Origin of the sequence: Nostoc sp. (assembly GCF_036917235.1) — a bacterium.
In the GTDB taxonomy this organism is placed as follows: Bacteria; Cyanobacteriota; Cyanobacteriia; order Cyanobacteriales; family Nostocaceae; genus Nostoc.
Map to the genome: position 1 here is coordinate 1 of NZ_JBALDU010000031.1, position 19,947 is coordinate 19,947.

The following is a 19,947-nucleotide window of genomic DNA, read 5'->3' on the forward strand; positions in this document are numbered from 1 at the left end:
TCTCAGTTGCACTCAATTTAATAAATCCTCAACATTTAAGAAACTGGTTTGCTAGTTGCTGCTACTGTACCTCATAAGAGCCGTAAATGCTGTAACTTTTTGGGCATTTGCTAGCTCAATTCCTGGTTTTATGAAAAGCTCGGCGTCTGCGCCCATTTTCAAGCAGAGGTTTTCGTAACGGTACTACCTCAGCTTCACTACTCTCACGTGCTACCCGAATCAACAACCCAGCAGCTATTAAGCTGGCAATCATAGAATTACCACCATAACTAAACATGGGTAAAGGTAAGCCAGTAGTCGGTAGAGAACCTGTAGCAACACCGATGTGGAGCAATGATTGTCCCACCATCAAAGTCGTCACACCGATCGCTACTAATCGATGTACTATATTTTTAGCCTTCAGTGCCACAACTAATCCGAGAGTAGCAAATGTAGCTAAAAGTACCAACAACACCATACTCCCAACAAAGCCAAACTCTTCAGCAAACACCGCAAAAATAAAATCGGTATCTTGAATTGGTAAATAAAACAGCTTTTGTTGAGAAAGCCCATATCCAGCTCCCCAAGTTTTACCAGAACCCACAGCTAGTAGACTTTGCACCAACTGGTAGCCATCTCCTGTAGCATCCGCCCAAGGATTGAGGAATGACATCACCCGCTTACGCTGATACTCTTTAATACTAATACTGAGTATTGCCAACATCACTCCACCAATTGCTGTTCCTCCCAGGTACTTGTAAGGTAAGCCAGCTGCTAGAGCAATTAGCCAGATAGTCATGCCGCAAAGTGCCGTTGTACTCAAGTTAGGCTGGGCAAGAATTCCTAAAAGTACCAGACCAAAAACACCCAACCAAGACAAGCGAACCCGCCAACTGATTCGTTCCCACTGACCAAAAAGCCGCGCACTTTGCAGTACCAAAAAGGGTTTAATTAATTCTGAAGGTTGAATCGGAATTGGCCCGATCGCAATCCAACGCGCTGCGTCAAAAGCCTTTTTTCCCAATCCTGGGATCAGTGTGACAAAAATTAACCCCAAAAACAGCAACAAAAACCAATGGGATAGTCCCAAAATTTTCTGCAACGGTAAATTAACAATAATATTGAATCCGATTAACGAAACTAAAACCCAAAGTAATTGACGTTTAAAGTAGTACAAACCATCATTCTGACGGGCATCAGCGACAGGATATGATGCTGAAAATAGCATGATCAAGCCGACAAACAGCCAAATCAACGTTAACCAGCGCAACAATCGCGCTTCTAATGCCCAGTTGGAAACTGAACTATCAAAAATTGGAATCAGGCGGCGTAGATTCACGATCGGTACAGGTAAAAAGTTAGAAATTAGGAGTTAAAAATAAAACTCATAAATCATAACTTATAACTCATAAGTAGGCTTTACAACCATAAATATTAGAGTTGTTAACTTCAATACACCACTAGTTCAATATTTCTGACAAATTGCAATCTTTACTCTGCAATACTAAAGTACTATTTTATACTTAATTTATGATTACTACAGTCAAGAGCGATCGCTCAAAAATTGACTGAAAGTATTCTAAAAGTATTTATCTGAAATAGAGTACATACACGGAAGTATACAAAAGAAAAATATATATATCATAAAAGCTAATTATATACTTTTCATAGAAATTGATAACCCTTGTACTAATCTAGGTGCAACATAATCATGCCAACACGTATTTTTTTAGCAAATCCAGATATTGATGGTACGAAGCTGCCCTAGATACTGAGTGGAAGAAGTACTTTAAGAAGGTTAACAAGCTTGATTAAGATGTTTCTATATTACTTAATTAACAGGTTTGTTGTAGTATCAATTCTCAACAAAAAAGAGGTCTTTCTCGACCTCTTACCAATTCCCTAAAATAATATTCTATTTACAGAATTACGACAAGCCAGTATTAGCGCCTTGCTTACCAGTTGCTAGTTCCACCTTGATAATTGTGCCACCTGCTTTTTGAATACGTTGCTGTTCCCGGAACCAGTTCTCATAAGGAACTAACTTAGTAAAGTAAGTATTTTGCAGTTCGCGTTGGGTACGAATTCGGGTTTGGCTAGGAACTAGAGCAGTAATTTTAAACAAACGGGACATATTTTGAAAATCTCCTGTATACCTTGTGAAAACTTTTTTATCTCAAAATCTTGAGTGCAAATCTTTTAATCATTCAAAGGCTGGAAATCAAACATCAATACTAGACCACCAACACTCATCACTGATAATTTACCAAGATAAGCAATATAACGTTCTAGCACTCACGGCTGATTTCCAGACCTTAATAAAGCCGCACCTAAATTCTTAAGCGCAAACTAGTTCTTAGCTTAAGCCAGAGGAGATATAGTCTAAGTAAACGCCCATTTCCTTACCAGCATCAGAACCTACCAAACTGGCGGTTACTTCTTTGATTGCTTGGATAGCTTGTACGGTAGCACCGACGGGAACGCCCAAGGAGTTATAGGTTTCCTTCAAGCCATTGAGCACACGCTCATCTAGGATGGAAGGATCGCCAGCCAACATGGCGTAGGTGGCATAGCGGAGGTAGTAGTCCAAATCGCGGATGCAAGCAGCATAGCGGCGAGTGGTGTACATGTTGCCGCCGGGACGGGTGATGTCAGAGTATAGCAAAGATTTTGCTACAGCTTCTTTAACGATCGCAGCAGCGTTAGCGCTGATGGTGCTAGCAGCACGTACCCGTAGTTCGCCAGTAGCGAAGTAGCCTTTTAGCTTTTCTAAAGCAGAAGAGTCAAGGTATTTACCTTGAACGTCTGCGGAGTTAATGACAGCGGTAATTGCGTCTTGAGCCATGTTGTTAATTCCTTATTTCCAACCGTATTGCAATACTTCTGTTTAAGTAGGTAAACAGTTTTACCCTATCCTAGAAGGGCACCAACTAGGTAGTCGAAGTAGCCAGCAGCTTCACTAGCGTCATCACCAGATAGCAATGATGTAGAGCCATTCTTCAGCCCACGGATACCTTCAGCAACACCATCGATAGGAGTTCCCAAGGACTTGTACAGTTCACGAGCACCAATAACACCAATTTCTTCGATGGGGGTGACATCACCAGCAACGATACCGTAGGTAACGAGGCGGAGGTAATAATCTAAGTCACGCAGACAAGTAGCAGTCAATTCTTGACCGTAAGCGTTACCACCAGGAGACACAACATCAGGACGCTTTTGGAACAGTTGATCGCCAGCTTGCTTAACGAGCCGTTCGCGATTTTCTGACAAAACTTGAGCAATCCGCACACGGCGCTCGCCACTTGCAACAAAGGACTTGATCCGATCTAACTCACCAGGGCTGAGGTAGCGGGCTTCTGCATCAGCATTCACGATAGCTTTCGTGACAATACTCATTAATGGATTCCTCCAATACGAATGAAACCAGGATTTGATTAAACTGGTGCGACTTTGAGTTTGGTTTACTGAGTTTGTTTTTTCGTCCTTTTAGACACAACAGTTTCACAACTGCTACGGCTAAAAAATTACGAGTTTGCTTGAGTCAACATTAGTACACAAGCTTTCAAACTCAGTTACCTTCCGCAAAACATTTTCCGGCATTCTGTTGAGCATTTATGACTGCTCTTAATACTTTGTAATATTGCTTTTCAGAATTTACTGTTTTAACTGCAATCTGAGAGCGGTATTACGAAAGGTTACGAAGGGTACAGGGGACAGGTTACAGGGGATAGGGAACAGTAAATAATCTGTACCCTATTCCCTAATTCCCTAGTCCCTACTCCTTAATCAACCGCTACACTGCCGAGGTAGTTACCTACTGGCAAAGATGGGAAGCGGTTGTAAGGTACAACATCTTCACCGAAGTAGCGGTTATATTCTGGACTTTCGACTATTGCTTCTACAGCAGCTGACAAACCACTATCGACTAGCAGCTTGTTATATTGGCCAATTTCTTCCTGAGTTGCGGGTGTACGCCCCAACAGATGACGGAAGAGGAACTCAATGACCTTGGTGTGAGGATAAGGTGATAAGAAGCGCTGGCGATAGATTTGGGAACTAGCTAGTTCACGCACAAACTCCCGCACGGAAATTTCACCATTTTGGAGTTTGCTATCTAGGTCAGTGCGACGGAAATTATCAGGCACTTCACCGCTAAATACATCCAATACTTGACGATAAATGGCGTTGATTGCCTGTTGTTTTTCGTCTTGGTTGGTGTTTTCTGCTAGACGGTAAATGCGTGCATGTTTACGCACACCCATTTCCACGGTTTGTCCGCTAGCATCGTTGTAGGAACGACCCAGTTCAGCAAAGGATGGCTGACCATTTGTTTGGGCTGCGATATCTGCGATCGCCTGTACCAAAAGCGGTGTATCGTTGCTCACTCCGACACGGGCTTGTACTGGCTTAAAGCTTGGTACAACAACGTCATCGTTTTGCTTGGTAAGCTGGTTGTAAAGCTTCTCTGTATTGGGGAAGTTTGCCGCTGGCAAGGTCGGGAAGCGGCGGTAAGGCACCGTATCTTCACCAAAGACCTGGTTATATTCCACACTATCTACCAAAGCACCAATAAAGGCACGAATACCTTGAGTAGCCAAAATCTGGTTATACTTGCGGATTTCTGCTTGGTCTAGTGGCGCACGTCCCAAGAAGTGTTTGGTTCCCAACTCAATCACTTTGGTGTTGGGGTAAGGGGTGTAGAACTCTTTCAGGTAGAGGTTAGAGTAACCCAACCCTTCAATAAATTCCTTCACACTAATTTCGCCATTCCCCAGCTTGCTTTCCCATTTGGTAAATTCGTTTTTGGCGATGTAGGGTGCAATATCCCGCTCAAAAATCTGACGATACGCAGCACTAATCAAAGTTTTGACTGCAACTTTGTCACTGGTATTCGCCACCAATTTGAAGATTTTGGTTTGTTCCCGTTGCTTGCTGACACCTTGGTTAATGCGGAATTGAATATCTGGTTCTGACCGGTTTTCTGTGACTGTACCCAATGTCACAAAGCTCGGTGTTACTTCCTTCTGGACTTTCGCGGCAATATCATCACGAATGCTACCAACGCGTAATTGTCGCCCTGATACACCACCAGGAGTTAGATACCGTTCGTAAGGAATTGTATCTTCACCAAATGCTTCACTGTATTCTACGCTGTTAATAATGGCATCAACGACGGCGTAAAAGCCCTGTTTAGCAGCGATATCAAAGTACTTGTTGATTTCTTGACGCCCATAAGTCGGACGACCCAACAAGCGACGGTGAATATACTCGATCGCTTTACAAACATACAGCGATGACCAGTACAGATTGCGGAATACATCCGACTTAGCCAAAGCACGGATAAACTCGCGTACAGAGATATCGCCGTTTTCCAGCTTGATTTCCAATACCTTCGGGCGCTGGCCTTCGTAAAGATCGCGACCGAAAACTTGCAGGTAAGCAGCTTTAATTAATGCTTGCGTCGAGCTTTCGGAGTATCTGACGCTAGAATTTTTGGCAGCCTTTTTACCTCTAGTACCAGGCAGTTGGTCTAACTTGAACACCTTGGGACCAAGAGTACCAGGAGCTTCACCCCGCGCTCTGGGATTACTATTTTGGTTATTAATCCCTGCACCTTGGTGAATCAGGATGCGTTTGGTATCCTTACTAAAAGGAGCCGGACTGGTACTGGGGTTGCGAGTTTCTTTCGGGAAAATCGCCCCAAACTGAATTTCCAAGGGATCGTTACCAGAACCGTAGGGATGTTGATCTGGTAGCGGTTGCTCGTAAGCCGCAAATGTGGTGAGGAACTGAGGTATCTTGCGGAAAGGCGCACTGTAGTTAAACAGGTCTTGCTGCGGCCCCCAGTTGCGACATTCTTGTGCTTCTTGGCCCAGACCCCGCAGGTAGGGTACTGTTTCTTCACCAAAATAGTCGCTGTATTCAGCAGAATCTACTAAGGCATCTACTAAGGCTGGTAGACCACCGTTAGAAATAATCGAGAAGTATTTTTGTACTTCTTCGCGGCTACTTGGCCCCCGTCCTAAAATGTGACGGAAAGCTAGTTCGATGACTCGGCTGTTAATAAAAGGCTGGTAAAACTGTTTTTGGTAAAGGGGAGATTTAGCTAAACGACGGACAAACTCTTTTACAGAGATGTCGCCATTCTTCACCTTGGATTCCAGATCCGATATGGATAAGCTATAAGCACGGGTAATGTCGCGCTCAAAGATTTGCCGATATGTGGCCTTGATTACCTCATTTTTTTCGCTACTTGATAACCCAGTCTTCATTACAAACTTGGGACGCCGTTCTGCTGCATTAAAGTAAATTTGCGGCAGTTGTAACCCTTGCTGATCGCTAGAAGGGCGTTGGCGCACTTTGTTTGAAGGTGTGGCTGCTTTGAATTCTGTTAACAAAACATCCATGTACTGAGACACAATTTCTGTAGCCTCAGCATCGTTACGGAAAAATGAAAGTGCCCCAGCTTTGATTTCCTGCAAAGCTACTAGTGTTGCTTCACCAGAGCAGGCATTTTCTATGATTTCCCGCAAACCCCTTGTATTCACCGCTATGATGTTGGGGTCGCCAGCAACGATCGCATAAGTAGCGTAGCGCAAGAACCAGGATAAATCCCGCAAGCTCTTGGCCATGTTGCTCGGGCCATAACGGGCAATGTTAATTGGTCTGAAACCTGGAGGTGTCGGGCCACTGGGGGATGAGTTAAATATTGAACGTAAATTTTCTAGGAACCCGCCACGACTTTCAACGTAGGTTACAGTTCCCAGTTGCATCCCTTGCTGAACATTAGCACCAGCACTAACAGGTACTATTTCTATTTCTCTGGGCTTTTCTAAAAAAGCCATTGGCGAACCACCGACAAAAATCCGGTTGGCAGCCCGAGATACAATAATCTCGGCATTGTCAGTCAGCGTCTGAGAAATTTGTAGACGCTTTGCGCCAGATGCAAAATAGCTTGCTAGTTCGTTTAGTTCACCATTTCCCAAGAAGCGGTCTTGCTGCTCCGCTTGGGTAATTGTGGATACAGGTAGGGTTTGATATAGTTGCGGACGCGCAACCGAGCTTCCACCACTCGCCTTAACACTCATCGGATTTGTAAAACTCCCATCATAAGCGTTTATATGTTAAGTCTGGATTGTTTTGAGGCTTGACACATCGGTGTGTCTATGCTTTATGAGCTTGAGAGTATTGCCTGCAAAACTGCCAGTAAATTAACCCAGTTAGCTTTTAGATTAGAACGTTTTGCGTTCTCAAGGCGGATTTATTAAGAAGTATGTAGAACCTGTATCTTAAATGTCTCTAGTCTTAAAAGTGCATACTCCAGTTTGTCTGAGATTAAGTCTAAGTTTTGTAACTAAGTAGTAGGTTGGGAACTGTCTGCTGATTTCTTTTTTATTTAAACGCATAGGCGCTTCGCTTTCTGGCAGGGTAGGGGCATAGAGGAAAGCGCAGAGGCACGCAGAGAATTAGCTATCCATTAATTAAAGGTTGCACTTAGTCACTAGACAGTGGTTATTCGTCGATACTAAGTATTTTTTGCTACTGATAAACTCATATTCACAACTTACACCGTAGGGGAAGTAATTCTTAATTTGTGGTGGTTTAGTCTGCAAATAGTCAGTATTTATATACAGGGTAAATACTAGGGGCAAAAGTTGTAATTTTAACTATTTATTCAATGCTACCCTATCTGCGATCGCAATTATTTTCGCTGTCACTCCGGCAAATGCGCTTTCAGAGCAAAACATCAGCACCGTTGTAAAGTGAGTAAAGACTATACCTCAAATACCAACTCTGGTATACAACAGTGAAGCCCACGACTACGAGAGCACAAAGGGGAATATATAAATTTATACTTTTATGCTGATGTCACTTCTTAAAAAGGGACAATGACTAAAGAAAGCATAACTGTTAGTGGTAGCGATCGCCTCAAATTCACCACAAAAAATGCTAACGCAGTAAAACTGTTACAAAATATTTATAATTCTAAATCTTGCCAATGATTTCAGAGACCCAGCATATATCACCGAAGTTGGACGTGAAAAGTTTTATCGCGGAGAAAAGTTTGCTTACATAGCTACTGAGGTATAAGGTGGGTCATCATTGCAGATAATGTCCTTGAATAAGTTGCAATAGTTCATAGGTAATACCAAATATTGCCAAACCAATCAATGTGATGTTTAATTAAGCTTGTTCTTAAATTTAATATGATGATAAAGCGACGTAAATTTCTAGCTTTAATTCCTGGTTTTGTAGTAGCTAGTAGTAGCAGCATACTTGTAAGTTTAAATCCCAAAAAATATTTAACTAATCGGAAAAAAAGTCTACCCTTTTTCTTAGGTTGGTATGACAATATCAACAATATAGATGTACCAATCAAAGCATCTTCTAAAGGAATTGATTTATTAATGCCCTATGTTGAAAAAGAGAGCAATGCAAAAATACAGACATTTTTAGATGCTTCTAAAAAAACACAAATAAAAATTCTGCTTGAGATTCCTCGTACTTTAATTGAATCAGAAAATATTTCAGGAGTAAAAGACTTTATTCGTACTTATAAAAACCATCCCTCCGTTTATGCTTGGTATCTTTATGATGAACCAGAAATAAAAAAACCTAGACCAATTTCTCCAAATTTGTTAAAAAAGGTATACAAAGCTATTAAGGAAGAAGATAAATCAAAGCCAGTGGCATTAGTTTTTACCAAGATAGAAAAAATTGAACCTTACAGTGATGCAATGGATATACTGATGTGGGATTGTTATCCTTGCAAAGACGGAGTTGTAGAATTCCAATGGGTATCGTTTTACCGAAAAGCACTCTACGAAGTCATTTCCCTTGCTGATGTTAAAAATAAAAAATTTTGGAACGTAATGCAAGCTTATAGAGGAAATCAGACCGATTTTCGATTACCAACAAAGTTGGAGTTCCGCTATATGTTTTATTTATCAGTCCTTACAGGGGCTGATGGGCTGCTATTTTGGATACACTACCTCTCTTCACCTTTCTGGAATGAGTCAGTTTTGTATCCTACTATTAAAGAATTCCGAGATTACATTCCTGCAATCGTTAGAGGAGAGGATTTAAGTAATCCAGTACAAGTAAACAACCCAAATATAGAAGTTAAAGTATTTCCTATTCCTAATACTACAAAATTTTTAATTATAGCTGTTAATCACACTTCGACTCAAGTAAATTTCGTAGTAAAACTGACTCAGAGTTTAGCTGGTAAAATAGTTACTTTTAATGAAAAAACTATTACTAACATATTTCCTAATGCAAGTTTCAGTACTCGTTTAAATCCTTATGAAGTAAAGTTGTATCAAGTAAGATAAGTTAATGAGCTTAGTAATTAAATATAAGACCTCTAAATTCTCCAAACTTCTTATCCCATATCTCTTAACTCCGAGAAGTGGGGATAAAGAAGTTTGAGCTATGTGGCTTAGTTATGTCTATCTTTTTATGTTTAATTACGTTGTCCCACTTAAAGATACAGTAGATTAAATAGATATGATATTACAATGATTTTTGTGATAATAATTAATTATAAATCTTGGATTTCTATTTAACTAAAAATTCACGAGCATTTTGATTTCTCTCTTTTTTAAACTTTTTGTATCCCCAAACTTGCATTTGATAGGGAAGAATACGAAATAGTAAAGACATTACTTTGAGAATATTTAATTTTAGTGAAAGAGTATTGTATTGATATCGTGCTTTAATTTGCTGTCCTAAAGCCGCAGATCGTCTACTTATAACGCCTGTATTTCTATAATAAAGTAAAGGTTCAGATAAATTTGAAATACCAACTCTCAATTTCAATGCTCTTGCCCACAATTCTAAGTCACATTCAGAACGAAATTCCATGTTATAAAGTCCTGTTTTAGCAAAAACGCTACTTCTAAACATCACAGATGGATGTATCAAGGGATTTTGATAATGAAACAGTGCATGTATCTCCTGATTACATACAGGCATTATCCTAATTGAGCAATTTTCTCTTGGAAATTCATCCTCAAAGACAAAAGCCCAAGTACCCAATATATCAATATCTAAGTTACTTTCTAAAAAATCTATTTGTTTACTGAATCGCTCTGGATGTGCAATGTCATCAGAGTCCATTCTTGCGTAATATTTAGATGACGAGTTTAATATGGAGATATTAAGTGCATGAGCTAAACCCATGTTTTGAGAAATTAATAGGTGTTTTATATGGGGATAAGTTGCAGTATATTCATTAACAGTTTCCTCCAAATTTTTTGGAATCAAACCATCCTGAATTAAATGAATTTCCTTTGCTGGTAAACTTTGCCATAAGATAGAGTCAATAGCAGCACGAAGATGTGCAATATTGCTACCTTGGTAGAAAGGAATACCCACTGTAATGCTTGCTTGTATGTTGCTAGAAACTGTAGGTACTGTATTGGACATGGATGTATTTCACCTCTGTATATTTCAAAAACAAAAATGTGTTTATAAAATTTCTTGCAAGGTTTTTGAAAGATAAGCTTCTGAATGATTTTCTTGGAAGTATCTTATTGCTTCCCAATAGCGTTTTTCATAATCATTTATGTCCATACTAAATACATCATGGATACATTTTGACATTGAGCTTTTGTCATTAAAATCAGTAAAAAAGACAAAACTTAGACCTTTTAAATATGAGAAAGTAGGAATATCATTAATAATTAAAAGCTTTCCATAACTCAAAGCCTCTGTCACCACACCGCTTTGAGTTGAGAATGAGTAGGGAATCACAACAAAGTGGCTTAAACCAAGTAGAAAACTTTTAGCACTATTTGAAATGAAGCCAGGAAATCTAATTATTAGTTTTTCGTCGTAGTTTACTTGTATGTTTCTCTCACTTCCACCCCGAATAAATTTCGCTTGTTTTGGGTAATCTTTATTAATTAAATTTGCTAGAGATAAAAATCCTTGAGGATTTTTATCTCTATCTGCTCGACCTAACAATAAAAAAGTTTTTTCATTACCCCAACTATACTTGAGTTGTGCTAAATTATTTTGTAAAATATCTTCTGGTAGAGAAATAAATGATAAGTTTAACTTGTAAAGTTTATCATTGTTAACGAAGTCTTGTGCTTTCAAAAACGCTTCATTGCTAGGCAATAATATCTTATCTCCTACATAGCCAAAAACTAAATGATATAAAAATACAATATCTGCTTTTAAAGGGTTAATTCTTCCTTTTTCAAATTTAGGTTCATGCATTAAATAAAAAATTTTTAAGTTATTTTTGAAAAGTTTAGTAATAATTTTTAAAAATAAAGCTAATACTAAGTAATCTAACTGAATTAAAAAGAAAAATACTGATATTTCTTCTTCCTTATTTAGGCTCACGAACTGTTTGATTAATGACCAAATTTCTCGTAAAGTGACGGAATACAAGTATTTTACAGAATAACTAGCTATATCAGAATCAGTATTGAGTGTCATTGCTTTGTAAAAAGATTCTGAGCAATGATGCACTCTGGAATTTTTCGGTCTAAAAAGATATATTATATGCATAATTCACAAATGGATAAAAACGCGGTTCTTTCAAAAATAAATATTTAAGATGACTGAAGTCTTAGTAAATATTCGCTAATGTAATATTTTATTTATTCATTTTTTGATGCAAAAGGTGAATCAATTTTGAGATAGTTCTTAAATAAAATTAATGTATTTAAAATGCTAATTATCAGTTTTTCATGTATTTTATTAGCGTGAATCAAACGTATTTGTGAATGTTCACTAATTCTCTTTTGAGTTTGGCTAGAAATACCTCCAGGTTCGCGTATTGATATTACTGTAGGTAAATAAAAGATTGTTATATTTTTGAGCATTCGTAGAAATAATTCGTAATCCATAGAAATTTTGAGAGACTCATTGTATTTGTAATTTTTATGTAGGGAAGTTTCACAGAAAAAACCCTGGTGCGGCAAAAACATAAAGTATTTTAGAAACTTCGATGAAAGTTGCGGTGGACAATAAAATATAGTTTCTCCAACAAAACTTGTAGTGACGGTGACACCAATAGCACATTTCCATTTATGTTGCATATAGCTTTGCACAACTTCAGAAATCACTGTTTTAGAAAAGAATACATCTCCCGCGTTTAAGAAGAAAATTAAATCCCCATTACTTTTTTGTAAACCTTTATTAAATGCGCTAGATATCCCATTATCTAGTTCTGACAAATAAATATAATTTTTAGAATGAGTATATGAATCTAAAAACTCTTTACTTCCATCAGAAGAATCTCCGTCAATGACAATATGCTCTATTATTTTATAGTCTTGTTCTTTGACTGATTGTAAGGTTTTTTGTAATCCTTGATAATTATTTTTGGATATCGTCACTATCGATACTTGGCAATTATTCATATTAGTTATGATTAATTAGGTTTAATAAAAACTGATAAAAAAGGTAAAAATATTCACTGATTGGTGTAGTTAGCGGTTCACCATTCCAAAAAGTTAGGTAGCTTTGAGGAACTGTGATACTAACAAAAAAGTAAATCATCCTGAAAATAATTGCCAATATAAATATAAAAGTATCATAGCCATAGGCACCATTAAGTTTGTCTGAAGAGAGAGCGATAATATAAAAAAAACCAGGGATGCAAAAAAAGATACTGGTAATTCTCAAATTAAATCCATATGTCAAAGATCCAAAATAAAGTAAGAAAAGCAAAAAGAATGTTGTAATCCATCTTATATATCTTCTATTTGTTTTGCTATAGACTCTATTTATTTTGCTTATATCAGCTCTCAAGATAAATATAGAGATAATAATATAATCAAGAATAGGACGTATTTGATTTTTAATTTTATCTCCAAAACTGTAGTCATCACCGCCACCGCCATAAATATCGATTCTCTGAGATACAGAACCATCAAAAGATGACAATGAACTTGTCAAATCTAGCAGTGATTTCATTATTACTGATGAAAATAAAAGTATCGAGCCAAAACAAATAATAATACTAAATCTATTATTCAAATATTTAGAAAAGGATTTGAATGGATTTAATGCATTAATAAATTTATACTTTAATAGTCCAGGTAATATGCCAAAAATATACATTAAAGAAGATTTGTGTGTCCAATAACCAACATATATGCAAAGACAAGCAATCACAAAATTATCAACATAAATAGCAGGTATTATAAATATCCATGAATAAATTTGTCTCATCCAAAATAGTTGAAAATAGTATCCTTGAGTTGTTACATTAATTAATATGATTAATGGATAAAAATCGGGCATAAATAGCATGGGGAAAACGGTGAAAGCCGTATTCATGCTCAAAGATTGAAGGAATAAAAAACTCAGTTGACTAGGCCCTATTAATGCACTCAAATATTTAGGCAAAATGAAAGAGACTGGTTCTAGTTCGATATCCGGAATAGTCAACCCTGTTTCTTTCTGAAGCGAAGAATAAATATCAAGATATACAATTGTATCTTGAAATGGCTCAAAGCTGGCTATATATGTAGTAATTGTAAATAAAACTAGTAAGATTGGAAATATATTAAGTATACGTTTTTGGTTTCCTACTATTTGATTTTGGGAGATATTAATTTGGCAATATGCAAGTATAAAAACTACACCTAATAACGGAATAATAGCCCAAATAGCTAGACCAAATATCAAAATAAAATTTTTAAAATTGCCAAATAAAGAAAAAACTTTATGTATTGAATTGATTTTATTTTCTTCTGGGATGAATTTAAGAAGCATAATTTTTAGATATTATAAGTGCAGCATTATCACCTCTATAGACTCAAAACGCTTGCACTTCCTCTGGGAGGTTGCTAAACGAAATTGATGAGACTCTGTTACGAAGCTAGTATTTATCAAGCTGCGTGAATTCTAAATTCGCAGTGGGGGCTTTTTGAGCAAACCCTATATAGTTACTCACTCACTTTTTTGTATATTCATTGCTTCCTTATAAACCGCAACGTACTGCTGTGCGATCCGAACTGGGTCAAACATATATTCTGCATGACGACGGGCTGCTAAACTAAGAGATTTACTTTCCTTTTGTTGTTGTAGAACCCATTGAATTCCTGTTGCTAAATCTTCTGCTTCGTATGGCTGTGCCAAATAGCCTGACACTCTATGCTGAATTAAATCAGGCATTCCTCCAATTTTGAAGGCAACAGTAGGAGCACCACAGGCTATTGCCTCAACAACTGTATTCGGTAAGTTATCTTGTCTAGAAGGTGCAACAAAGACATCAGCAGCAGAATAGAGTAGAGCGAGAGAAATATCATCAGCAAGATGTCCTGTGTATCGAAGTGGGAAACCCAATTTAGGAACTTGTGGCGGACGTGACTGTCCAAAAATTACTATTTCAATTTCTATATCTTTTGACTTTTGATTTTCCAAAAAACTGGTAGCTTGTAATAATAAATCAATACCTTTGCGAGGATCGTTAGTTCCACCCAAGGCACCAAATAAAATTAACGATCGCTGTTGAGGTAAATTCAAAAGCTGTCGTGCTAATGTTTTTTCAATCGGGCGAAAGCTATCTAAATCTAAGGGATATGGTATTACTGAGACGGGAGAATCTGCCATCAATGCACTATTGCGAACGCAATCTGCTAACCAATTACTAGGACACACAATATGGAAAGGATATTTCCAGTTACGTTGCTTGCGTTCCCAAGTCCAACGATTTAAATCGAAACCAGACTCGTCTTGTGGACGATTGTTTGCTCGATAACCCTCACGCCAGCGAGCATTAAGTCCATCATTTGTATAGTGCTCTGCTCCACAAAATGCCCACATATCGTGAAACGTCCACACTATCGGTTTACGAATCTGACCAATTTCACTAATGGATAAAGTCTCTGCACCAACCCAATGAAGATTTATCACATCTGCATCAGAGGCATGGAAAGATTTTACCCAATTAGAAGGAAGAAGTCCAGCCGAATAACGCGTTGGATCAGAACTTTTGATGGTTTTTTTGGCTAATAAACCAATACCTGTGCGAATTTCTGTTGTTATTCGTCCGATTTTTAATGAATTACCTCTAACTGTTGGATCGTCAGAAATTTTTGACAAAACTTGCATCCGAGAGTCTATTTCTGCCTGTAACAGACAACGGTGAATCCGGTAAGCTGCACGAGCTGCACCTCCAGATAAATCAGAATAACTAGTATGAATAATTTGCATAAGTAGATTCAATGGTTAAACATTAACAGTTCGACAAATTATTTTAAATTTTTGAATGTTTTTCTGACCTTTCTCTGGACACGTTTCAAGAGACTTGGCATATAAACATTTTCTCTTGTGAAGCGATCGGCTTGGCGATCTGGGATCGTGAAGGGCGGATGTTGTAATGGAAATTGCACGGCTTGTGTCGGAACATTGGAGCGTGGATCGCCTCGATCTGTTGTATTGGTTCCATCCAGATCGAATCCCAGATTGCTAATCAAATTAACTGTGGGGATAATGCTCAAGGCATTTTGTAACCAGGAACAGAGCATCCATTGATAGTCCCAAGTATCAAAACCATCATAGGTAGATTGAAATTGATTTTGCCAAAATTGGACTTCTCTGGAATCTTTGAGAATGTCTTTTAGCCAACCATCGTCGCGAATAGTTGACCACTTTTTCATTTCTAGATCGTAATGTTGCCATGCCCTACGCCAGGTTGCCCATCCCCATGTTCGGGCATAAATCGAAAAGTAATAGCTATCCTGAGTCTGCCGATTTCTAGGGTTGCCCAAGGGGGTATTATCTCCTGAAATTGTCATAACCCGCTCATCATGACGGTAATACCTCAATAATTCTTCGCAATAGGGAAAAAATGTCGGATGAGGTAAACAGTCGTCTTCCAGAAGAATAGCTTCTTCAACGATGTCAAATACCCAAGAAAAAGCAGTAGCTTCCCGCTGCTTCATTCCCATATTGATGTCAGAATAATTGGTTAAGACTTCGCAGGGCCAGTCTACGCGATCGATTATCGATCGCGTTTCAGCACATTTTTCGGACTCTCCTATTCGATTTACACGAGGCCCATCCGCTGCAACTAGGAGCATCAGTGGACGCGCTTGGCGAATTGCCTCAAACACTTTTGCGGTTCTATCTGGGCGATTGAAAATGATGAACGCAACTGGAGTTTGCATTTTGACAATACCTTTCTTCCTGAAAGTTGATACACTAGATAATTTGTACAGTACGTAAGTCCTAAAGTCGTAAAACAATAAACAAGTCTGGAAGCATTTTAATGACTGGAGAGACTATCTGATTACTTTCCGCAATTGGTATTATTTAGTTTATTTAACTTCGATAAAATGACAGCGAACGTTTCAATCCGGCTTGGGTAGCAAAGTAAATAAAATATGCCATAACTTTTGGTGAGATACTGCATTTAAATGCCTCTTGAATTTGTGCGCTCGCAGCAGGGAAATCGCCAATCATCAGCATATTTTGGGCTGTTCTGAGAGCACAGATTGCCGAGTGTTTTTTATTGGCATCGATCAGGCGATCGACTGTTGATTGTGGCAGATAAGCAGACAAATAAGACTGTACAATTTCCAACCCACAGCGTACCTCTTGCATGTTTTTGCCTGTACGCACAGTTTGTCCAGTATTAGATACAGAATGTAGGCGATAAATAGCTAGTGGCTCAACTTCGTACCATACAGGGTATTGTGCGGCAATTCGCACCCACATTTCCCAGTCTTCATAATAAAAACGAAACCGATGGTCAAAACTACCTAACTTTTCATATACTTGTCGGCGAACGACAATAGAGGGAGTTTGAATATATTGTTTGACTATAATTTTTTCCAACCAATTATCAATTGTGCCGCTTTGAGGTTGTAATATCTCAGAAAAGTGTCGCCAGTGCCCTGTCTCATCCATAAAGATGTGACGACAGAAAGCGGCTCCTATTTCCGGCTGGGTATCAAATGTTTGTTGCATCTTGCGATAAAAGCCTTCCCGAACGCAATCATCACCATGCAAAAGATGGATGAGTTTGCCACGCGATCGCTGTAGACAGGTGGTAAAGTTCTTAACATGTCCAACATTTTCTGGCTGGCGATAAAAACTAACGCGATCGCCTGCTAATTCTTTAACAATAGCTTCTGGATCGTCCTTGGTGGAGTGGTCATCAACCACCTCTATTTGCATTATCTCTGGTCCTGGGTCTTGTGATAACACACTAGTCAGTGTTTCACGCAGATAGTTTGCACAGTTGTACGTGGGAATCATCACTGACCAAAGGGGACGTTTTGTTCCCTCTTGAACTGGTGAAATTGTTGCGCGGTAGGGATGTTGTTCATTCATAGGAGTTTTAGTTAACTAAGTAATCAGACAGAATTAATTACACATTTTTTTTCCTGTAACCTGTAACCTTTTCCCTATCTCCACCAATGAATTTAATTGTGTCCGACTACTTATGGATACCATATGCGATTGAAGATTAAATATGGAAATTAATAACTGATTAAGGGAAACCATAAAATTGAATATTTTTGAATAAACGTCTTGAGTTTTATTAATGAAAGAATTATTGGGGTTAGCTGGTTCTAGCTGGTACTAACAGTCAAGAGGATAACGCTACAACAACAATAATTGATCGGTTGATTGTCATCTCACTTTCCTGTCAACATGAAAAAGAGTGTAAAGATCCTGATGAGCATGGATTTTTAAATAAAAACTATATGCCCAACAGCTCTGCATAACTCCAATTTGCATAAACATGGACACCCCGCTCTAAAGATAAAAAATCGGTTATTCCTAGACTTCCTAATTTTGTAACATCAGCTTGCCAATTAAGGGGAGTCCCAACAGGAACTATTCCGTCAAATTCTACGCTACCTTTGTAGTCTAATGATTTAAACACCATCTTCGTTAGTTCTAAAACTGTAACTTCTCTTCCACTTGCGAAATTATATGCTTCTCCTTGCATTGGTGCAGAAGTTGCTACTACTAATAAAGCTTTGGCAATGTCGAGTGCATGAATAAAATCACGGCTTTCTTGACCAGACCCCTGTAACTTAACTATGGGTTGATAAATTGCTTTTCGGCAAATATCCCAAAGGACTTGACGGCGCAAACCCGGACCATAAGCGGAAAAAATTCGTACACTTGCGCTTGGTAAATCATAAACTTTGCTAAATTCTAAACATAGTTGTTCGCTTTGTAACTTATGAAATCCATACGGAGAGATGGGGTTACAGCGTTGAGTTTCTCCAATGGGTAATGACTCTGGATTTCCATAAACAGCTGCACTAGAAAGAAAAATAAATCGACAGCTAGGGGCATTAATTCGCAACGCATTTAAAATTTCAAAAGTTAAAGCTGTATTAGATCGAAAGTCAATATCGGGTTCTATGATAGACAAGCCAACAGAGGCACGCCCTGCACAATGAATGCAAATATTAGGAGAATATTCCTTTAATAAGTTATTTAAAGAGGGGTCGGGTAATTTGAGACGATGATATGCTGTTAAGTTGTGAAGAGGAGCATTTTCAGGAGGCGAATTATCAACGCCTATTACTGACCAACCTTGCTCTGAGAAATACCGAGCAACGTAACGACCAATGAATCCGGCAACCCCAGTAACTAAAAGTGATTGTTTGAAAGTAGTCATTTTGGTTATGTTGTAATAACTAGTGTTTTACCACTTGAATCGATTCAGAATAGATGAAGTATTCTACTTATCTCAATATTTTAAGTTAAATATTTAAGCCTCTAAAATAACTTTTGTCCACCAATCTTTTCGAGTCTTAGCAAAATTAAAAGCATCTTCTAATATTTGGTGACTTAATTGCTCTAAGACTTCTTTGCTAGATAAAGTTTCACAAATAAAAGCTGCTGCTTCGTCAGGGCTATTAATATCTAAGATTGGCAAGCCAGATAAATATGGCAATGCTTTAAGACAAGGCTCAGTTGCAAAGAAAGGTATTCCATAAGAAACACATTCAACTAATTTCATTTTCACTGAAAAATCATTATCAATAGGGCATATAAAAATATCGGAAGTCTGAAACAAATCCTCAAGCTGTTTTTTAGGAAGAAAACCAGGAATATGAACGTTACTTTCTATAGTCCAATCTTTGGGCATATTATTAAAATCTGTACCAGTAATCACGATTTTTATTTGATTATTTAGTCTTAATAATCTGGGAGATAATTCACATATTAACCATTTGACAGCTAAGGAATTGAAATAATAATCAATATTACCGGCAAACAGAACTGTCATTGAATTTGTATAATGCCAGCCCATGACTTTAGGAGGAAGTACTTGTGAATTGACTAACACTTTTTCATTAGCTAGTAAATATTTGGGAATATCGGCTTCGGACATAAATATAGATTTATTAGCCAATTCACAGACTTTTTTCTCAAAATTCTTTAGCCTTAAATAAATCATAAAAATCCGAAATTCAGATTTATTAGGCCAATAATGTGGAGTAAGAGCCTTAAAAAATTCTGCTTCTTTATCAGTTGCAATATATATCTTTTTTTGTTTAATTTTTAGGAAGTTTTTAAACCATAAAATACTATATAACTGTTCAACAATAACAACTTGAATAGAGAGTTTATCGCAAAATTCTGTTAAATACTTAGAAACATATTTTACTTGATTGCAATTGTTAGACTTTGTTTTGCTTCCCTGCCAAAGGCTAAAATAACTAAAATACGATCGTATTTTACGCTCTAATAAAGGAGATAGTTTTTTTAGAAAGAGTTCTTGTTTTGTTGGAGAGCATAATGGTGTAGCAAAATAATATTTGACTTGAAGTTTATCTAACTTATTACTAATTTTCAATTGGGTACTGTCTTCACAAGTAACGGCAACATAAAAGTTGATATTTTCTATCTGAGATAATTGAAAGATATCATTTAAAATTGCCATTGCACCGCCATCACTATTGTGCAAAGGATAACTTGTAAAATAAAGAACATTTTGCTTTTCCATATCTCAATCTC

Annotated in this window: 14 protein-coding genes and 1 pseudogene; 1 reads left to right on the forward strand and 14 read right to left on the reverse strand. The window is 37.8% G+C overall.

The genetic code is table 11. The features are described from left to right. Positions 1-115: 115 nt before the first annotated feature. From V7K44_RS09860 to V7K44_RS09880, 5 genes and pseudogenes are all read right to left on the reverse strand, one after another. Positions 116-1,318, reverse strand: coding sequence for an FtsW/RodA/SpoVE family cell cycle protein (locus V7K44_RS09860; protein ID WP_334930985.1), 1,203 nt, complete (start codon positions 1,316-1,318; stop codon positions 116-118). A gap of 588 nt (positions 1,319-1,906) precedes the next feature. Then, the gene (locus V7K44_RS09865) at positions 1,907-2,113 is read right to left on the reverse strand and encodes a phycobilisome linker polypeptide (protein WP_094349821.1); all 207 of its coding nucleotides are present in this window, start codon (positions 2,111-2,113) and stop codon (positions 1,907-1,909) included. 222 nt (positions 2,114-2,335) lie between these two features. Beyond that, a complete protein-coding gene (apcB, locus tag V7K44_RS09870; protein ID WP_069068902.1) occupies positions 2,336-2,824 on the reverse strand; it encodes an allophycocyanin subunit beta in 489 nt (162 codons plus the stop codon). 65 nt (positions 2,825-2,889) lie between these two features. Next, positions 2,890-3,378, reverse strand: a complete 489-nt coding sequence (apcA, locus tag V7K44_RS09875; protein ID WP_099100538.1) for an allophycocyanin subunit alpha — start codon at positions 3,376-3,378, stop codon at positions 2,890-2,892. Between the two features lie 398 nt (positions 3,379-3,776). Further along, positions 3,777-7,070, reverse strand: a pseudogene (locus tag V7K44_RS09880) (phycobilisome rod-core linker polypeptide); the annotation flags it as partial. A 1,119-nt stretch (positions 7,071-8,189) separates the two neighbouring features. On the opposite strand from V7K44_RS09880, the gene V7K44_RS09885 reads away from it, so the two are divergent. Further along, a complete protein-coding gene (locus tag V7K44_RS09885; protein ID WP_334930990.1) occupies positions 8,190-9,317 on the forward strand; it encodes a glycoside hydrolase family 2 TIM barrel-domain containing protein in 1,128 nt (375 codons plus the stop codon). A 226-nt stretch (positions 9,318-9,543) separates the two neighbouring features. Here V7K44_RS09885 and V7K44_RS09890 read toward each other — a convergent pair whose 3' ends face one another. The 9 genes from V7K44_RS09890 to V7K44_RS09930 form a co-directional block, all read right to left on the reverse strand. After that, positions 9,544-10,413, reverse strand: a complete 870-nt coding sequence (locus V7K44_RS09890; RefSeq protein WP_334930991.1) for a glycosyltransferase — start codon at positions 10,411-10,413, stop codon at positions 9,544-9,546. A 42-nt stretch (positions 10,414-10,455) separates the two neighbouring features. Further along, positions 10,456-11,436: a glycosyltransferase gene (locus tag V7K44_RS09895; protein WP_334930993.1), complete on the reverse strand. Its 981-nt coding sequence runs from the start codon at positions 11,434-11,436 to the stop codon at positions 10,456-10,458. Between the two features lie 164 nt (positions 11,437-11,600). Then, positions 11,601-12,341, reverse strand: coding sequence for a glycosyltransferase family 2 protein (locus V7K44_RS09900; protein WP_334930995.1), 741 nt, complete (start codon positions 12,339-12,341; stop codon positions 11,601-11,603). Between the two features lie 25 nt (positions 12,342-12,366). After that, entirely contained in the window at positions 12,367-13,725 is a 1,359-nt protein-coding gene (locus V7K44_RS09905; RefSeq protein WP_334930997.1) for a hypothetical protein, read from the reverse strand. A 177-nt stretch (positions 13,726-13,902) separates the two neighbouring features. Continuing rightward, the gene (locus V7K44_RS09910) at positions 13,903-15,168 is read right to left on the reverse strand and encodes a glycosyltransferase family 4 protein (protein ID WP_334930999.1); all 1,266 of its coding nucleotides are present in this window, start codon (positions 15,166-15,168) and stop codon (positions 13,903-13,905) included. Positions 15,169-15,206: 38 nt separating this feature from the next. Continuing rightward, positions 15,207-16,124, reverse strand: a complete 918-nt coding sequence (locus V7K44_RS09915) for a glycosyltransferase family 2 protein (protein ID WP_334931001.1) — start codon at positions 16,122-16,124, stop codon at positions 15,207-15,209. A gap of 154 nt (positions 16,125-16,278) precedes the next feature. After that, entirely contained in the window at positions 16,279-17,292 is a 1,014-nt protein-coding gene (locus tag V7K44_RS09920; RefSeq protein ID WP_334931003.1) for a glycosyltransferase family 2 protein, read from the reverse strand. 373 nt (positions 17,293-17,665) lie between these two features. Then, positions 17,666-18,601: an NAD-dependent epimerase/dehydratase family protein gene (locus V7K44_RS09925; RefSeq protein WP_334931005.1), complete on the reverse strand. Its 936-nt coding sequence runs from the start codon at positions 18,599-18,601 to the stop codon at positions 17,666-17,668. A 93-nt stretch (positions 18,602-18,694) separates the two neighbouring features. Continuing rightward, the gene (locus tag V7K44_RS09930) at positions 18,695-19,936 is read right to left on the reverse strand and encodes a glycosyltransferase (protein WP_334931007.1); all 1,242 of its coding nucleotides are present in this window, start codon (positions 19,934-19,936) and stop codon (positions 18,695-18,697) included. Positions 19,937-19,947 lie beyond the last annotated feature (11 nt).

Coding starts and splice junctions, on each gene's coding strand:
- V7K44_RS09925 (WP_334931005.1), bottom strand. CDS start 18,601: ATGACTACTTTCAAACAATCACTTTTAGTTACTGGGGTTGCCGGATTC.
- V7K44_RS09915 (WP_334931001.1), bottom strand. CDS start 16,124: ATGCAAACTCCAGTTGCGTTCATCATTTTCAATCGCCCAGATAGAACC.
- apcB (WP_069068902.1), bottom strand. CDS start 2,824: ATGGCTCAAGACGCAATTACCGCTGTCATTAACTCCGCAGACGTTCAA.
- V7K44_RS09885 (WP_334930990.1), top strand. CDS start 8,190: ATGATGATAAAGCGACGTAAATTTCTAGCTTTAATTCCTGGTTTTGTA.
- V7K44_RS09905 (WP_334930997.1), bottom strand. CDS start 13,725: ATGCTTCTTAAATTCATCCCAGAAGAAAATAAAATCAATTCAATACAT.
- V7K44_RS09865 (WP_094349821.1), bottom strand. CDS start 2,113: ATGTCCCGTTTGTTTAAAATTACTGCTCTAGTTCCTAGCCAAACCCGA.
- V7K44_RS09920 (WP_334931003.1), bottom strand. CDS start 17,292: ATGAATGAACAACATCCCTACCGCGCAACAATTTCACCAGTTCAAGAG.
- V7K44_RS09930 (WP_334931007.1), bottom strand. CDS start 19,936: ATGGAAAAGCAAAATGTTCTTTATTTTACAAGTTATCCTTTGCACAAT.
- apcA (WP_099100538.1), bottom strand. CDS start 3,378: ATGAGTATTGTCACGAAAGCTATCGTGAATGCTGATGCAGAAGCCCGC.
- V7K44_RS09895 (WP_334930993.1), bottom strand. CDS start 11,436: ATGACACTCAATACTGATTCTGATATAGCTAGTTATTCTGTAAAATAC.
- V7K44_RS09890 (WP_334930991.1), bottom strand. CDS start 10,413: ATGTCCAATACAGTACCTACAGTTTCTAGCAACATACAAGCAAGCATT.
- V7K44_RS09910 (WP_334930999.1), bottom strand. CDS start 15,168: ATGCAAATTATTCATACTAGTTATTCTGATTTATCTGGAGGTGCAGCT.